Genomic DNA, 15,997 nt, shown 5'->3' on the forward strand with positions numbered 1-15,997 from the left:
TAAAAATTAGTAAGCCACAGGGCGAAAACCTTACATAAAACCTGAAAAAACATAGGGTTTTACAAGCTGTTTAAAATTACGCACTTAAACTTTTTAAAGCCGAAAAGAAATACTAAAAGATGATGTAGCGATTATCGCTTGAGGGTAAAATGCGATTTGAATTCCCGGCCATCCTCAAGCAGAATCCGAAACCAGTAGTCATCTGCCGGAAGATTCTCGCCGCCAAATGTACCATCCCAACCTGAAGAGGTTGGGTCCAGTTCTTTAATCAGTTTACCAAAGCGGTTAAAAACCCGTACCGAAGTTCCCGACTGAACGAGATCGCTAATTCCCTTTACATTCCAGTAATCATGGTAACCGTCTCCATTCGGAGTAAAAAACTTGGGAAAACCAATAATGCTGAATTCCTGCTCCACAATACCACAACCTTCTTTAGACCGAATGTAAACCGTATGAAAACCGGGCTGTAGCCCTTCAAAAGTGCTGTCCTCCTGATAAGGACCAAGCGGATCATCCAGAGCCAGTTCGTACTCTCCATTCCCCGAGAAAGAGATAATGGCAATATTGTTTTCGGTAGCATCAGTAACCTCTATGTTATCAATGGTTGCCAGCTCTTTTTCTTCAATTAAGAAGCTTTCCTCGCGAAAACAGCCCGTGGCCAAATTGGTTACGCGGAGGGTATGCTCGCCGGTCAGATTGGTGGACAACTCCGGTGTGGTCTGTCCCTCCGGCATCCATTCGTAGCTGTAATTCTGTGATGGATCCAGTTCAGAATAATCAGGACTAAAGGTTTGCAATGCCGGGAAATTTGTAGCGCAGTAAAACTGACTTTGAGGAAGGCTGAATTGAGGTCTGGCCAAAACCTGAAGGTTAACCGGACTAATAGCAAAACAGGCATTGTTATTTTCAACACGGGCAAAAACTTCCTGCTCATAGGCTACAGAATTGGTATATAAAACCGGAAGAAGTTCGTCTTCATCTTCAAGGAGTGCGCCCCGCTCTGATAAATAATAATTAACGTCTAGAGTACCACTGCTAGTCCCCAGAACCTGATCATCGGCCAGACTTAAATCAAACTCCGCAAAACCGGTATCATCTAAATCACATTGCTCGATTAAAGCGTTTGAGGCCTGAGTCGAACTCACTTCGAGGGTCAACGAATTTACGGTTGCACAACCCGCCGGACTGAAAATACGAGCCCAAAGTACTTCAGTCGGAGCCGTGTTTTCATAGCCAAAAGGATCAATGGGGTTACGATCGTTAGTCGCATCACTCTGTGTGTAATGGTAGGTTACATCAAATCCGTCAAGACCATCTGTAAGCTGGTCGTTAGCCTGATCTAAATTGAAAATACTGAAGCCATCTGCTGTTTCAGAATCCTCACACTGCACGAGTCTTACATTTGGCACGGCACGCTGATAGGGATAATAAGTAACCTCAGCGATACCTACTTTCTCGCAGCTTCCATCATTCAGATCGAGAACAAATCTATAGGTTTCTGTATAAGGCAGGCTTACCCCTGCCGGCTGGCGGATTGTCAACCGGTAATCAGTTGCGCTGCGTAGCTCATTATCGTTACGAAACCACGAATAAGTCGCTCCCATTACAGGCTCATACTGCAAGGTATATACATCTCCGTCACACAAAGCAAGTTGGCGGGAGCTTACGTCGTTTTGAATAATATCAAGCTCATTAAATAAAGACTGATTGAAAGGAGGTAATCCCTGATGGCTGATACCGGTATCTAAAAATATGGCGCGATCTCTATAAATAGCTGCTGTACCGGCCTCATTAGGAGCGTCAATAACCCCTAGATAGGTTGAACCTTCCTGATAACCTCTGCTTAGGGTACGGTAAATTTTTCCATCCGGGGCTAACTGCAGGCTTCCTCTATATAGATTTTGCTGATCAAGCAAGACCTGACTGGCACTAATATCTGCTGCTTGCGTATCGTATTGTATCAGTGATGAAAAATGACTGGAAGCAGGTTCGCGAGCACTTTCGTTATTTGAGCTGTGACAATAGAGAAAGCGGTTGTTAGGCGAAAACTCCACACCATAAGGTGCATAATTAAAGCCATCAATAACCAGTCTTCTGGAGTTTGAAACCCTTCCGGTAAGCGAATTGAAATCTGCCAAATATAAACCTTCTGCGCTATTCGCACAGGCCAATTGGGTTCCATCGGGTGAAAACTTCAGATTTCCTCTTGGATCCTCTACCGAAAATCCGGCTGCTGATCGTACAGGAGTAGTTCTGAGTCCGTTTCGGCTTAACTCATAGGCATAAAAAGTATCCAGAAGTCCCTGGTTTCCATTTGAAGAAGACAGCATCACAATCCAGACACTATTATCCGTACAGCTCTTGATTACAGCACTTAGCTTTTCGGCCCCGTAGGCCAAAAGATTAACGTTCTTTTGCGTAACAACACCTTCAGGATCCTGATTAAAATCAACCACCGTATAGTTCACCCCTTCATTAACCTCTCCTTCCTGCGTCACGGTATCTACCGTAAAAATGTAGTAAATCCCCGGAGTATCAGGCTGAGAAATAATTATGGCAGACTGGGTGCTTGAAGGGTCTCCTAGCAAGCCATTTCCGTTTGGCATAATACTGTGGTCGGCACGGTAAACGGTAATTCCATCAGTATAAAAAAGCAAATTTCCGTTTTCACTTGAAATACTGGCACAACCTTCTAAAGTATAAAGACTGCCATCAGTAAGCGGTCTGGGGCTACCCGTGCTAAAGTTTAAACCGGCACCGTAACCGAAATACCAATTGTTAGCCTGACCCTGAGCGAAAGCATCGCTGCAAACCAACAACATACAGGCACAAACCAAAGAAAAAGCAAATCGTAATCTTTTAAACTTCAAGGGACAGCAATTTTCTGGTAAGGTACGTTTTAAGTATCAAAACCTAAAAGCCTCTGGATGAAAGCCTGAATATTTCAGTTCAAATTCACTTTACAAATCCCGCTTTTTTAACAAGGCATAAGACGTATATATAAAAATGAAAATCCAAACCGAAACAATGGCTACCTCATACCAATGCACCGCATAATCTATAGAGATATCCGCCTGCAATTGATTTGCCGCAGTCTCAATAAAACTAAGGCGTTGGAAAGGCAGATTAATCAGGTTTTTCATCGATTCCAGCGGAAAGAATTGTACCACAGTATCGGCAAGGTTTTCAGAAATCTTCCAGCGTAAAATGCCGTAGGTGATGTTTTCAAATATCCACCATACAAACAAGAAGCCCAACGCAAAAGCCGATCGCTTAACCAGGACTCCCAGAAACAAACAGAACGAGAAAAAACCTACCAGTTTAAGGAAGTAAGCAACTAAAAACTCCATCTCCCGGGTTACGATACTAAACTCGGTATAATCTGAAAAAGAATAACCCAAAATAAGCGTCATAATCAGAATAAACACTGTAGAAAGCAGTGAAAAAGCTACCACAGTATAAAACTTGGACAGGATGAATTCCTTTTTACTCAGACCGTCAATAAGATTCTGCTTTAATGTGCGGTTGCTGTATTCATTAGAAATCATCGAAACAATCACAATCGCCAGAAAAAACTTTAAAGTAGCCGCGACCCAGGTGTTGAAATGCCAGATAAAGGGAAAATTAAAAATTCCCTGATCTGCAATACGCACCTGAATGTCTCCAATATTAAACTCGATCGAAGCGATCAAAGCGATGAAGGACAAAATTACAAAGTAAGCAATACTAAGCACCTTTGAAGAACGGCTGTGTTTGAGTTTGTAAAATTCTATAGTTAAAAGTCGTAACATAAAAAGCTTAGTTTAATTGGGAAGTAAGTTGTAAAAATTGTTCTTCAAGACTTTGCTTGCGCATCACCAGATGCGAGAGTACAATACCCTGATCAAACAGATAGCGGTTAAGTTCCTGAGCAGAAAGTGGATTTTGAAGAAAGGCAGTAATAAGTCCGTTTTCTTCTTTTAAAGAGGCAAAATCGGGATGGGCTTCCAGAGCTTTTAAAAGTTCCTGATGCTTTTCGCAGCGCAATTCAAAGAAGCCGTGACTGGCATTGAGTTCATCTACAGGACCTGCATAGAGTTTCACGCCCTTGCGTATAATCACCACGTGCGAACACACTTTTTCAACCTCATCAAGTAAGTGAGAAGCCAAAAGTATGGTTGTTCCACCTGAAGCGATTTTCTTAATGATTTCCCGTATCTGATGAATTCCCTGTGGGTCAAGTCCGTTTGTAGGTTCGTCAAGAATGAGTATTTCGGGATCATTTAACAACGCCGAAGCAATAGCCAAACGCTGTTTCATCCCCAAAGAAAAGGTGCTAAACTTACTGTCTTTGCGATCGAGCAGGTGTACGGTTTCTAACTTTTCGTCTATTTTGGATGGATCAATTCCCTTAATCGTACACACCAGCTTTAGATTCTGGGCGGCGGTCATATACGGGTAAAAGTTGGGTCGCTCGATAATTGCACCGACCTTTTTAAGCGCATTGTGCGTGGTGTCACTGCCATCAAACCAGGTATAATTTCCTGAAGTCGCATTGACTACATTAAGCACCATCCCGAGTGTAGTTGATTTTCCGCTTCCGTTAGGTCCCAGAATGCCGTACACATTACCTTTTTCGATGGTGAAACTGAGGTCGTTTACCGCCTTTACCCTGCCGTAATGTTTTGTAAGATTATTTAAAGTAAGAATTGTCTCCAAAAGTGTATTTTTAGAATTAACGTACATCAACAAGACGGTGAGCGGCTGGTTTTGTTACAAAAGCTTCTTACCTTTATCCGAAACCCCACTGCGATGGAAGAGAAATTAATGTCAAAGAAAAAACCTTCATACCCTATCAATGAAAGGCTGAAGGAATACCTCACCAAATACAACCGGGAAATAAAAATTCCGGTGTTTTACGACGATTTGCTGCGTTTTTCGGGCGGAATCAATATCTACGATAAGAATGATAACGACACTTTATGGATCAGTGTGTACTATCCGGAACACGAGCGCGATGAGATTGAAGAGAGCCTGAAACGGGTGTATGCCATTCTGCATTCTGACGGTAGCGAAAACATTTTACCCTTCCTAAAAGTCGCTTCTATTGACTATTGTACGTTTGGGAATTCAAAGCCCTTCCGCATTAAAATCAACAATATTTTTAATGACAACTATACTTACTTCTATGTAAAAAAAGCCGATGCCAGTCGCATCTATGGGCTTGATTTAGAGCATATATTATCGCCTAACCGCATCAACTTTTTGGTTTACAGAGACACGCTAATTGAAGAACATATACACGGCATACCGGGTGATGTTTTTATATCTGAGTACCTTCCGCATTGTGATGATGTGGGCAAGGCCCAGCTGGCCAAGGAGTTCGTAAAGTTTAATGAACGTTGTATGATCTTATTGCTGGGCGATATGCGTTCATACAATTATGTGGTGATACCCACGCACGACTTTGATCATATCAAATACAAAATACGAGCGATAGACTTCGATCAGCAGGCTTACGAAGGCAATTATAAGGTCTATAAACCTCATATTTTTAAAGAGAATTTCAAAATGGTGGAATTGGTTTCTAACAGGCTTAGGGACAATTCCATCGAGCAATACCGGGAAGAGGAACGTGCCGTACTCGCCAAACGGATCATCACCTCAAAAAACCGGCTGCGCAGATTGCTAAAATGCATGTCTAAAGACACCATTTCTACCGAAGAGAATTTAAAGTCGTTAAAAAAACAACTCTACGATTACACGCACGATATGAAATTTAAACGTGCTAATTCAATGGGTCAGATTGTAAAAACGGCGCTTGATTTTGTGAAACGCAATTATGAAGACGTGAGTATGAAGCGTATCATTGACGCCAGGTACTAAAAAAATGAAGGGTGGTTTTGATAACCACCCATTATTTAATAGAAAATTGATTTAAAGGGTTCTTCGAGCTTGGTCGTTTTAGAGAAGTTTTCTGCGGTTTTGATAAGCGCGAGATGCGAGTAGGCTTGCGGAAAATTCCCCAGCAAACGCTTGGTTTCAAAGTCTATATCTTCACTAAATAGTCCGAGATGATTGCTGTACGAAAGAAGCTGATCAAAGTATTTTTTGGCCTTATCGCACTCCCCTATTTTATACAGACTATCAATCAGCCAAAACGTACAAATGGTAAACGAACTGCTGGGCTCGCCAAAATCATCCTTATTTTTATAGCGATACATGAGTCCGTCTTTGCACAATTCACGTTCGGTTGCACGTACCGTTGATACATAGCGGTGATCTGTAGCGTCAAGAAAGCCATATTGTTCCATCAGTAAAGTTGAAGCATCCAGATCTTTTGAGCCGTAGGCTTGCGTATAGGCCTGTACTTCCTCATTCCAGGCGTTAGCGCAGATATCTTCAAAAATCTCCTGGCGCAAGTCTTTCCAATGTTCGGTATCCCGGGTATTTGAAATCACATCGGCAATTTTGACCGCACGATCTACCGCCACCCAGCAGAGTAATTTTGAAAATGTAAAGTGCTTGTCTTCGGTACGCAACTCCCAGATGCCTTTATCGGGCTCTTTCCAGTGCTGTTCTACGATTTTGACAATGCCGCGAACGATGGTCCATAGCGCTTCGCTGTTTTCAAGACTGGTTTCAAATTTGACGAACTGATGGTAAATCACTTCCATCAATATCCCGTAAATATCATTCTGCCGCTGCGTATAAGCCGCATTACCTACCCGTACAGGTTTTGATCCCTCATAACCTTCCAGATGATCAAGTGTGCGTTCAGTCAGGGTTTTTTCGCCGTTAATACCATACATGATCTGTATTTTCTCATCCTTATCAGGAATGGTATCAATGATAAACTGTAAAAATTTACGGGCAGATTTAGTGTGTCCCAGTCCTGCAATTACACGAATCACCATCGAGGCGTCGCGCACCCAGCAGAAGCGGTAATCCCAGTTGCGCTCTTCACCTATAGCTTCGGGCAAGGAGGTTGTTGCTGCGGCCAGTACAGCCCCTGATTTTTCATACGTGAGTGCCTTTAAGACTAAAGCGCTACGCATAATTTCATTTTGATAATTGGGGTATTTGGTAGTCGCGTCACTCCAGTTCATCCAGTATACCTTGGTACGCTGAAATTTGAGATAGGCACGATCCAGACTTTGCGGTACCAGCTTTTCGTGATAGGACAACAACAAATACACGTTACCGGACATCTCAACCGATTCGCCATTCAGGATTTTTTGATTTTCAATGTTGCTGTACAAATATACCGAGTCGTACTTGCCTTCTTCCGTAAAACTTTCGAGATACCCGCCTTTATCTTCCGTAATCGTTTCACAACCGGCGTACTCGAGTTTGGGGTCATAAATAATCTTAAATACTGGTTTACCTTTCACCAACCTAATAAAACGGATCACATCTGGTGGCGCATAGAACTTTCCGCCGCGCTTCTCATAACGCGGCATAAAATCAAAGACTTCAAAAGCATTGCTACCATCATCAAACATCGTACGCAAGATGTTAGTCTGCCACATATACTTTTGCGTGCTGGTGTAGTCATCGTCTACCTCAAATCCCAGCGAGCCTCCTTTTTTGGTGTCCAGTAATTTCGCAAAAACCGAAGGAGCGTCAAATTTGGGCAAACAGCACCAATCTATAGAGCCTTTATCAGAAATGAGGGCAGCACTCCTGCAATTCCCTATAATACCGTAGTTTAAATTATTCATATAACGTTTGAAATTCTAAAGTTCTATTAAACGGGTGGCGTAACCGCTTAGTTTTTCCGAAATTTAAGCATTAACGAAAAATCTAACCCGCCATTAACTCTTTTTATGAGCAAAACGATCATAATATCTAACAGACTTCCACTCCAGTTAAAAATCGAAAACAACAAAATTGAAGCCACTCCCAGTGTGGGTGGTCTTGCAACCGGTATGAAATCGGTACACCGAGACGGCAACGGCGTTTGGATAGGCTGGACCGGACTTACCGAAGAAGAAATTCCCGCAGACCTGGTTGATGATGTGGTTGAAGCTACAATTGAAGAACAATGTGTTCCCGTTTCCTTAAATCAGGATGATATAGATGGCTTTTACTACGGCTTCTCCAACCGTACCATCTGGCCGCTGTTTCACTATTTTATTGAATATGCCGAATTTGAAAAAGAGAGCTGGCAGAGTTATAAAAGGGTAAATGAGAAATATGCCGAAGTGGTACTCGATAATATTGAAGAAGGCGATACGGTGTGGGTTCACGATTACCAGCTGATGCTTTTACCGGCATTGATTAAAAAAGAACGACCTGATGTGCAGATTGGATTTTTCCTGCACATCCCCTTCCCTTCCTATGAGGTATTCCGAATCCTTCCTTGGAGGGAAGAAATTTTAAAAGGATTATTGGGTTCAGACCTTATCGGCTTTCATACCTATGATTATCAACGTCACTTTTTGAGTTCGGTTTCCCGAATCCTGCGACACGAGGTCAGTTTTAACGAGATTACATTAAAAGACCGAATGATTACCGTCAACTCGTTCCCAATGGGAATTGACTACAAAAAGTTTGCAGACGCAGCTGAAAAGCACGACACGGCAAAAAATCAGTCTGAATTGCAGCGACGTCTTGATTTGCATATTGATTCAACCCCTGATGCAAAGATGATCCTGTCTATAGACCGCCTGGATTATAGTAAGGGAATCGCAAACCGGATCAGGGCTTATGAATACTTTTTGGAGAAATATCCTCAGTTTAAAGAAAAAGTACGTCTGGTAATGCTGGCAGTGCCTTCGCGTTCTAACGTTCCGCAGTATCAATTGCTTAAAAAGGAAGTAGACGAACTCGTGGGGCGTATCAACGGAAAGTTTGCTTCGGTAAGCTGGACGCCCATCTGGTACTTTTACCGCTCTATGCCTTTTGAAAATCTTATTGACCTGTACACCACCTGTGAAGTGGCATTGCTTACGCCTATTAGGGATGGAATGAATCTGGTCGCCAAAGAATATATTGCTACGCGAACCAATAAAACCGGGGTTTTGATTCTAAGCGAAATGGCCGGAGCTGCGCAGGAAATGAGCGAGGCGGTCATAATCAATCCAAATAATTTTGAAGAAATCGCCGATGCGCTGAAGCTGGCCATAGAAATGCCCGAAGATGAACAAATTAAACGTAATAAATTCCTCCAAAAAAGACTGAAGCGCTACAATGTAGAAAAATGGGCCGAAGATTTTATGCACGCGCTTCACGAGACCACACACAAATCTGATATTGTAGAAGCGGTGCGTATGCAGCGTGAGCGGGAAGATCAAATGCTCGAAGACTACAAAAAAGCCAACAAACGTATTTTGTTCCTCGATTACGACGGGACTTTAAGAGCTTTTGTAAACAATCCCGATGATGCGAGTCCCGATGATGAACTCATTGAATTGGTACGCAGAATAGAAAGTCAGGAAAACACCGAAGTGGTCATCATTAGCGGCCGCGACCGGCATACACTGGGCAAATGGTGGCAGGATGTACCCATCACGCTAATTGCCGAGCACGGAGTCTGGAAACGTCCTATCGGCGGAGAATGGGCCGTAACCGAAGCGTTGAAAAACGACTGGATGGAAACCGTAAAGCCTATTCTGGAGAAATTTGTAGACCGAACCGCCGGTACTTTTATTGAAGAAAAAAACTACTCTCTGGCCTGGCACTATCGCAATGCTGACCCCGATTTGGGTGAAAAACGCGCAAGCGAACTTTCAACCGTTTTAAAAGAGCTTTCGGCCAATAACAAACTCGGTGTGCTGGATGGTAATAAAGTGTTAGAGATTAAAGACAGTACCATTCATAAAGGCAAGGCGGCGACCAAGCATATTTTTGATAAAAATTACGATTTCAAATTCGCTATTGGCGACGACTGGACCGATGAATACATGTTTCAGGATTTACCGGAAGATACCTATAGTATTAAAGTAGGACTTCAGAAGACAGCAGCCCGTTTTTATGTGGATGACACAGACCGCGTGCGCGATCTTCTGAAACGCTTTGCTGATAATTAATTTTCAACGTTCTTTATATTCCTTTTAAAAAAATATATGAAAAAGATTTTCCCCCTAGTATTCGTTGCCCTTGGTATTTACAGTGTCCAGGCTCAAAACAATGTTCCATCAGAAACCGATTTACGCATCTACGGTATTATCAATTCGGTATCGGCAGATCGTATAGAAAAAGATGTACGGGCGCTGGCCGGTTTTGGAACCCGTAACACTTTTAGTGATACCTTAAGCGATACACGCGGTATTGGCGCGGCGCGGCGTTACATTAAGGCTGAATTTGATAAAACTTCAGAAGCCTGTGGGGACTGTCTGGATGTTTTCTATCAAAAAGATTTGGTTACACCAGATATGGGTAATCGCATCCCAAAAGAAGCCTATGTGGTTAATGTAGTGGCTATTCAAAAGGGAACCAAATACCCCAACCGCTACATCATTATGAGTGGAGATATTGACTCGCGAGCCAGCAATACTATGGATTTTGAGACCGATGCTCCCGGAGCTAATGATAATGCCAGCGGGATGGCCGGCACGATGGAGGCAGCACGCGTACTTTCTAAATACAAATTTGAAAACAGCATTATCTACGTAGGGCTTTCGGGCGAGGAACAGGGACTATTTGGTGGTAAAGGACTGGCCGAATATGCGGTAAAACAAGGTTGGGATATCATTGGGATTCTAAACAATGATATGATTGGTAATATTGAAGGCGTTGACGGTGTGATAAGCAACCGCGATTTTAGAATTTTTTCGGAAGCTATAACCGCTAAGGAAGAAACCGATAGAGAACGCAATGCCCGTCGCTTTTACGGAGGCGAGGTAGATGGTATTTCAAGACAACTCGCGCGTTACGTTTATGGCAATGTTAAAAAATATATGCCCGAAATGAACCCGATGATGATCTACCGTTTGGATCGTTTTGGACGCGGCGGACATCACCGTCCTTTTAATGATCTCGGCTTCGCCGGAATACGCATAATGGAAGCGCACGAAAACTATACCCAGCAACATCAGGATATTCGTACCGAAGATGGCATAAATTACGGCGACGTGGTAGAACACGTAAACTTCCCGTATGCAGCAAAACTCACCGCAGTAAACGCGATCAATCTGGCCAGTCTGGCCTGGGCGCCACCTGCTCCCAAAACAGTACAAATTGGCGGAATTGTAGAAGCAGATGTAAAGCTAAAATGGACAAAAGTAGACGGTGCAATAGGCTATAAAGTGTACTGGAGAGATACCACCTCTCCCACATGGGACTACTGTCGCTATGTGGGTGACGTTGAAGAAACCAGCTTAGAAGGGATTGTTATTGATAATTACTTCTTTGGAGTTTCGGCTGTTGGTGCAAACGGTCACGAAAGTCCGGTTGTTTTCCCAAATGGAATTATGCGCTAAAAATTGCAAAACAAAGACAAATGTCTTAATTTTACGGAAATTTGTCACCAATGAGCGATTTACACAAACGTTTAGACGAGGAGATCAATTCCTACTATTCTGAGATTTCCACTCAGGAAGGCACTGTAAATGAGTCGACAATGGCTTACAGTACTTTTCTCGACAGTCCTATGCGCGTGGTTCACGCCATAAACAGCGGTGTTCCCTATCGTATTTTTAAACTCATCCAGGAAGAGTCTCCTTTTGATGATGAGGACTGGGCAAATTTTTTAAATATTTCAAAACGCTCTTTAGATCGCTTTAAAGCTGCAGGTGATCACATTTTTAAACCTGCACATGCCGAGAAAATCTTTGAATTAGCAGAAGTCACCCAGTTAGGAGCTCAGGTATTTGACTCTCGTAAGCAATTTTACGACTGGCTCAACACGCCCAGCTTTGCGCTCGGTAATTTTAAGCCTATAGATCTTCTAAGCAATTCTTTCGGCAAAAATCTGGTTCTAGACGAGCTACATCATATAGATCAGGGTATTTTTGCTTAATGATTGTTTACCGTTTATCCCGTGAAAAATATGCAGACAGCCTTTCGGGTAAAGGGGCTGCTTTACGCGGCGCACGATGGAATAGCAAAGGTGTCGAAATCCTGTACACGGCCCAAAGCAGAGCTTTAGCGCTTGCAGAAATAGCTGTGCATTTGAGTCTTTCGGCTTTGCCAAAAGATTTTATGATGCTTGAAATTGAAATTCCGGACTCCCTGGCCATCAAAACCCTTCCTGCTTCTGAATTACCGAAATTTTGGAACGATTTTCCCTATAACCTAAACACGCAGCAATTTGGCGACCAGTTTATTTCTGATGGCAAATTTGCTATTTTAAAAGTACCTTCGGCAGTCGTACAAGGTGACTTTAATTATTTAATCAATCTGAATCATCCCGATGCAAAAGACATTAAAATTCAATCTCAAACACATTTTCCGCTTGACAAGCGTCTCTTCCATTAGCTGTGTAATGCTTATGGTTTTCAGCCTGCTAAACTTCAGCTGTGCCGAAGCACAATCCCTAAAAAAAGAATTCAGCAAGCAGGACATTTTAAAGGGAAGTATAACTCCGGAACGTGCCTGGTGGGATTTGAATCATTACGATTTAAAGGTTGACATCAATCCTGAAGACGAATTCATTTCCGGAAGCAACACGGTTACCTACACGGTTTTAGAACCTAATGAAAAAATTCAGATTGATTTGCAGGAGCCTATGAAACTCCTGAGAGCCACACAGAACGGTAAAGAGCTCGAAATTGATAAGCAGGGTCTGGCGCATTTTATTTCCCTTAAAGAAAAACAAAAGAAAGGCGAGCAGTATCAATTACTTTTAAAATTTGAAGGTAAGCCCCGCGTTGGAGCCCGTTTACCTTGGGATGGCGGATGGACCTGGCAAAAAGACGCCCAGGGAAAAACCTTTGCCGCTAATGCCAACCAAGGTATAGGCGCATCGATCTGGTGGCCAAACAAAGATATTCCCTATGATGAGGCAGACAGTCTTGATCTTTACATTACCGTTCCAAAAGATATTATGGGTGTAGGTAATGGCCGTTTGGTTGATTCGTCTTCAACTGAAACCAAATCTACCTATCATTGGTTAGTGAAAAACCCCATAAACAACTACGCTGTGAGCGCTGATCTTGCAGATTACGCGCATTTTTCAGATTCTTATGAGGGCGAAAACGGAACGCTTGACCTCAACTTTTACGTGCTGAAAGAAAATCTGGAGAAAGCAAAAAGTCATTTTAAAGATGTGCCTCGTATGCTTCAGGCGTTTGAGCATTGGTTTGGCCCCTACCCGTTTTATGAGGATGGTTACAAACTTGTTGAAGTGCCTTATTTGGGTATGGAACACCAAAGCAATGTCACCTACGGTAATAAGTATGAAAATGGCTACTTAGGCCGTGATCTGTCAGGAACCGGATGGGGATTGAAGTTTGATTTCATTATAATTCACGAAAGCGGACACGAGTGGTTTGCCAATAATATCACCAACAAGGACGTGGCCGATATGTGGGTGCACGAAGGCTTTACCGCCTATTCTGAAAATCTGTTCCTGGATTATCACTACGGCAAAGAAGCTGCTGCTGATTATGTGATAGGTACACGCAATGCTATACGCAACGACCGACCCATCATCGGTATTTATGGCGTAGACTACGAAGGTAGTGGTGATATGTATTATAAGGGTGCAAATGTTTTACACACCGTGCGCCAGCTTATTGAAGATGATGAAAAATGGCGTGAAATTCTACGCGGTTTAAATAAGGAGTTCTATCACAAAACCGTGACCTCCGCACAGGTTGAACAATACATCAGTGACCAAAGCGGGATTGATTTATCGCAATTCTGGGATCAATATTTACGTACGACTCAAATACCCTTATTGCAATACAAGACTGAGGGCAAAACACTCAAATTCAGATATCTTGATATTATTGATGGTTTTGATATGCCTGTAAAAATTCAGGTAAATGGTAGTGAAAGCTGGATTTATCCCACTGCTGAATGGAAAACTGAAGAATTTCAAAACCCTATTGAAGACGTAGCAGTAGACCGTAATTTTTATTTAGAAAGCAAAAAAGTCAATTAATACATGTCTAAAAGGCCTTTACATTATTTTAAAAATGCAGCAGAATGGAGAACCTGGTTGCACGAAAATCACGCAAGTAGTGAAGGCATTGAATTGATTTTTTATAGAGTAGATAGTGAAGAGGAAAGTATGCGCTGGGAAGAAGCAGTGCAGGTTGCTATTTGCTACGGTTGGATAGATAGTACCGTTAGAAAAATTGACGATAAACGCAGAAAGCAATATTTCTGCAGGCGCAATCCAAGCAGTGGCTGGAGTGCGATTAACAAGGATTATGTTAGCCAACTTACCGAAGCCGGACTTATGCACAGCAGTGGGCTTGAAGCTATTGAAACTGCAAAACAAAACGGTTCGTGGTCTTTACTGGATGATGTGGAAAATGGTATTATTCCGGATGATTTAAGAGAAGCTTTTGACAAAAATCCAGAAACGCTATCTAATTATAATTCGTTTGCAAAAGGGTATCGCAAAAGTTACCTCTATTGGCTAAACCAGGCCAAGCGGGAAGAAACCCGTCAAAAACGGGTCGAAGAAATTGTAAAGCTTTGTGCTCAAAATAAAAAACACCGGGGGTGAAAAGCATAAATTTTTTAACATTTTAGATTGCTTCTAAACGTTAAAAGTTGCTTATTTGCACAAATTATAGTCCCTTGTATTACAGATATTTAATCCCGTTAGTACTTTGCCTGATGTTCCAAAACTCAGGTAAAGCTCAAGACCAATCCAAAAATCACCTGTATTCGCGTTTTTTTACAACCGAATTAAACGCAGGCATCACCTCACCTTCCAATTACCGATTTCCGGAGACCGATCTGCAAAAATCGCTTTACCTCAGCCTGGGTAGTACCAACGCCGATAACGAAGACGAGTGGGCATACCGGCTCAACCGACCCAAAACAGGTGTCAGTCTGGGGGTTATCGACTTGGGCAACCCCGAAGCTTTAGGCTACGGGATTTCGGTACTTCCGTTTGCGGAGTTTCAATTGCTACCGGAAACATTTAAAGATCTCAATGTACAGGTAGGCACCGGTGCCTCTTATTTTACCGAAACTTATGACCTTGAAACCAATAAATACAACAGGGCAATCAGCACTCACCTCAACTGGAATTTCAAACTTTTTATGTATTACGGGCTCACGCCAAAAAGCAAAGTGAACTGGCGTTTAGGGCTCGGCTACATCCACAATTCAAACGGGCATACCCGCCTTCCAAACCAGGGTTTGAATTCTTTTATGGGTGGAATTTCGGCACAGCTTAATTATACCACGATTGACGAATCCCAAAAACAGAAAGATTCTTCAAGCTTTAAGCGCTCAACCTATAATTACCTGAACGCCGAAACCGGACTGGGAATACGCGTTTTAGCTCCCCTGTTCAATACGCAAAAGCCGGTGTATAATCTGAACATCGCATACGGAAAAGTCATCAACAACACCTTTAAAATCGGCGTGGGTGCCTACTACAGATATTATAAAGACTATCAGGATTTTATTGAATCTGACAACAAGCTTACTCAGGAAAACTATCCCGAGTTTAAAAATAATCCTTACGGTTATGCTACTAATCTGGGTGTATTTGGATCAGGTGAATTGTTGATGAATCACGTGGGTTTTGAAGTAAATGTTGGTTTGAATATTTACAAACCGTTTTATGCGCTCGATTACCGCATCAATAAGTCCTATTCTTACATTATTCAGTACGATGAGCCTCCTACTGAACTGGCCTATAAAAATCTGGACTGGTATTATGAATTTAAACGTACCGTTTCGGCACGTATGGGACTTAAATACTATTTCTGGTCTACTGCAAAACCACGCAGGAATAATGTATACCTGGGTGGACACATCAATGCTAATTTAGGTCAGGCAGATTTTACCGAAATCAGTCTGGGTTACGTATATAACTTCAATTTTAATTAAAACGAAAACCCTCAGTATAAAAAAGCCCGCTCCAGTAATGAAGCGGGCT

At 42.4% G+C, this 15,997-nt stretch carries 12 protein-coding genes; 8 read left to right on the plus strand and 4 right to left on the minus strand.

Annotation, left to right across the window (positions count from 1 at the left end; translation table 11 throughout):
- Window positions 1-131 precede the first annotated feature (131 nt).
- The 3 genes from CJ305_RS06155 to CJ305_RS06165 all read right to left on the minus strand — a co-directional run bounded on the left by CJ305_RS06155 (window position 132) and on the right by CJ305_RS06165 (window position 4,698).
- Window positions 132-2,870: a T9SS type B sorting domain-containing protein gene (locus tag CJ305_RS06155; RefSeq protein ID WP_099645364.1), complete on the minus strand. Its 2,739-nt coding sequence runs from the start codon at window positions 2,868-2,870 to the stop codon at window positions 132-134.
- 90 nt (window positions 2,871-2,960) lie between these two features.
- Window positions 2,961-3,791: an ABC transporter permease gene (locus CJ305_RS06160; protein WP_099645365.1), complete on the minus strand. Its 831-nt coding sequence runs from the start codon at window positions 3,789-3,791 to the stop codon at window positions 2,961-2,963.
- Between the two features lie 7 nt (window positions 3,792-3,798).
- Window positions 3,799-4,698, minus strand: coding sequence for an ABC transporter ATP-binding protein (locus CJ305_RS06165; protein ID WP_099645477.1), 900 nt, complete (start codon window positions 4,696-4,698; stop codon window positions 3,799-3,801).
- Between the two features lie 93 nt (window positions 4,699-4,791).
- Between CJ305_RS06165 and CJ305_RS06170 the strand changes: the two genes are divergently transcribed.
- Window positions 4,792-5,865 (plus strand): hypothetical protein, encoded by a 1,074-nt coding sequence (locus CJ305_RS06170; RefSeq protein WP_099645366.1) that lies wholly within the window; start codon window positions 4,792-4,794, stop codon window positions 5,863-5,865.
- Between the two features lie 35 nt (window positions 5,866-5,900).
- Here CJ305_RS06170 and CJ305_RS06175 read toward each other — a convergent pair whose 3' ends face one another.
- The gene (locus CJ305_RS06175; protein ID WP_099645367.1) at window positions 5,901-7,703 is read right to left on the minus strand and encodes a glycoside hydrolase family 15 protein; all 1,803 of its coding nucleotides are present in this window, start codon (window positions 7,701-7,703) and stop codon (window positions 5,901-5,903) included.
- Between the two features lie 105 nt (window positions 7,704-7,808).
- Here CJ305_RS06175 and CJ305_RS06180 point away from each other — a divergent pair, with 105 nt between their 5' ends.
- From CJ305_RS06180 to CJ305_RS06210, 7 genes are all read left to right on the plus strand, one after another.
- Window positions 7,809-10,013 (plus strand): bifunctional alpha,alpha-trehalose-phosphate synthase (UDP-forming)/trehalose-phosphatase, encoded by a 2,205-nt coding sequence (locus tag CJ305_RS06180; RefSeq protein WP_099645368.1) that lies wholly within the window; start codon window positions 7,809-7,811, stop codon window positions 10,011-10,013.
- Window positions 10,014-10,049: 36 nt separating this feature from the next.
- Window positions 10,050-11,405 (plus strand): M28 family peptidase, encoded by a 1,356-nt coding sequence (locus CJ305_RS06185; protein ID WP_099645369.1) that lies wholly within the window; start codon window positions 10,050-10,052, stop codon window positions 11,403-11,405.
- A 50-nt stretch (window positions 11,406-11,455) separates the two neighbouring features.
- Window positions 11,456-11,944: a type II RES/Xre toxin-antitoxin system antitoxin gene (gene parS / locus CJ305_RS06190; RefSeq protein ID WP_099645370.1), complete on the plus strand. Its 489-nt coding sequence runs from the start codon at window positions 11,456-11,458 to the stop codon at window positions 11,942-11,944.
- Window positions 11,944-12,402, plus strand: coding sequence for an RES family NAD+ phosphorylase (locus CJ305_RS06195; RefSeq protein WP_099645371.1), 459 nt, complete (start codon window positions 11,944-11,946; stop codon window positions 12,400-12,402). The genes parS and CJ305_RS06195 overlap by 1 nt, the downstream gene beginning before the upstream one ends.
- 13 nt (window positions 12,403-12,415) lie before the next feature.
- Complete coding sequence (locus CJ305_RS06200) at window positions 12,416-14,032, plus strand: M1 family metallopeptidase (RefSeq protein WP_223248812.1); 1,617 nt, start codon at window positions 12,416-12,418, stop codon at window positions 14,030-14,032.
- A 3-nt stretch (window positions 14,033-14,035) separates the two neighbouring features.
- A complete protein-coding gene (locus CJ305_RS06205) occupies window positions 14,036-14,605 on the plus strand; it encodes a YdeI/OmpD-associated family protein (protein ID WP_099645372.1) in 570 nt (189 codons plus the stop codon).
- A 113-nt stretch (window positions 14,606-14,718) separates the two neighbouring features.
- Window positions 14,719-15,948, plus strand: a complete 1,230-nt coding sequence (locus CJ305_RS06210; protein WP_099645373.1) for an acyloxyacyl hydrolase — start codon at window positions 14,719-14,721, stop codon at window positions 15,946-15,948.
- Window positions 15,949-15,997 lie beyond the last annotated feature (49 nt).

Source organism: Leeuwenhoekiella nanhaiensis (genome assembly GCF_002744755.1).
In the GTDB taxonomy this organism is placed as follows: domain Bacteria; phylum Bacteroidota; class Bacteroidia; order Flavobacteriales; family Flavobacteriaceae; genus Leeuwenhoekiella; species Leeuwenhoekiella nanhaiensis.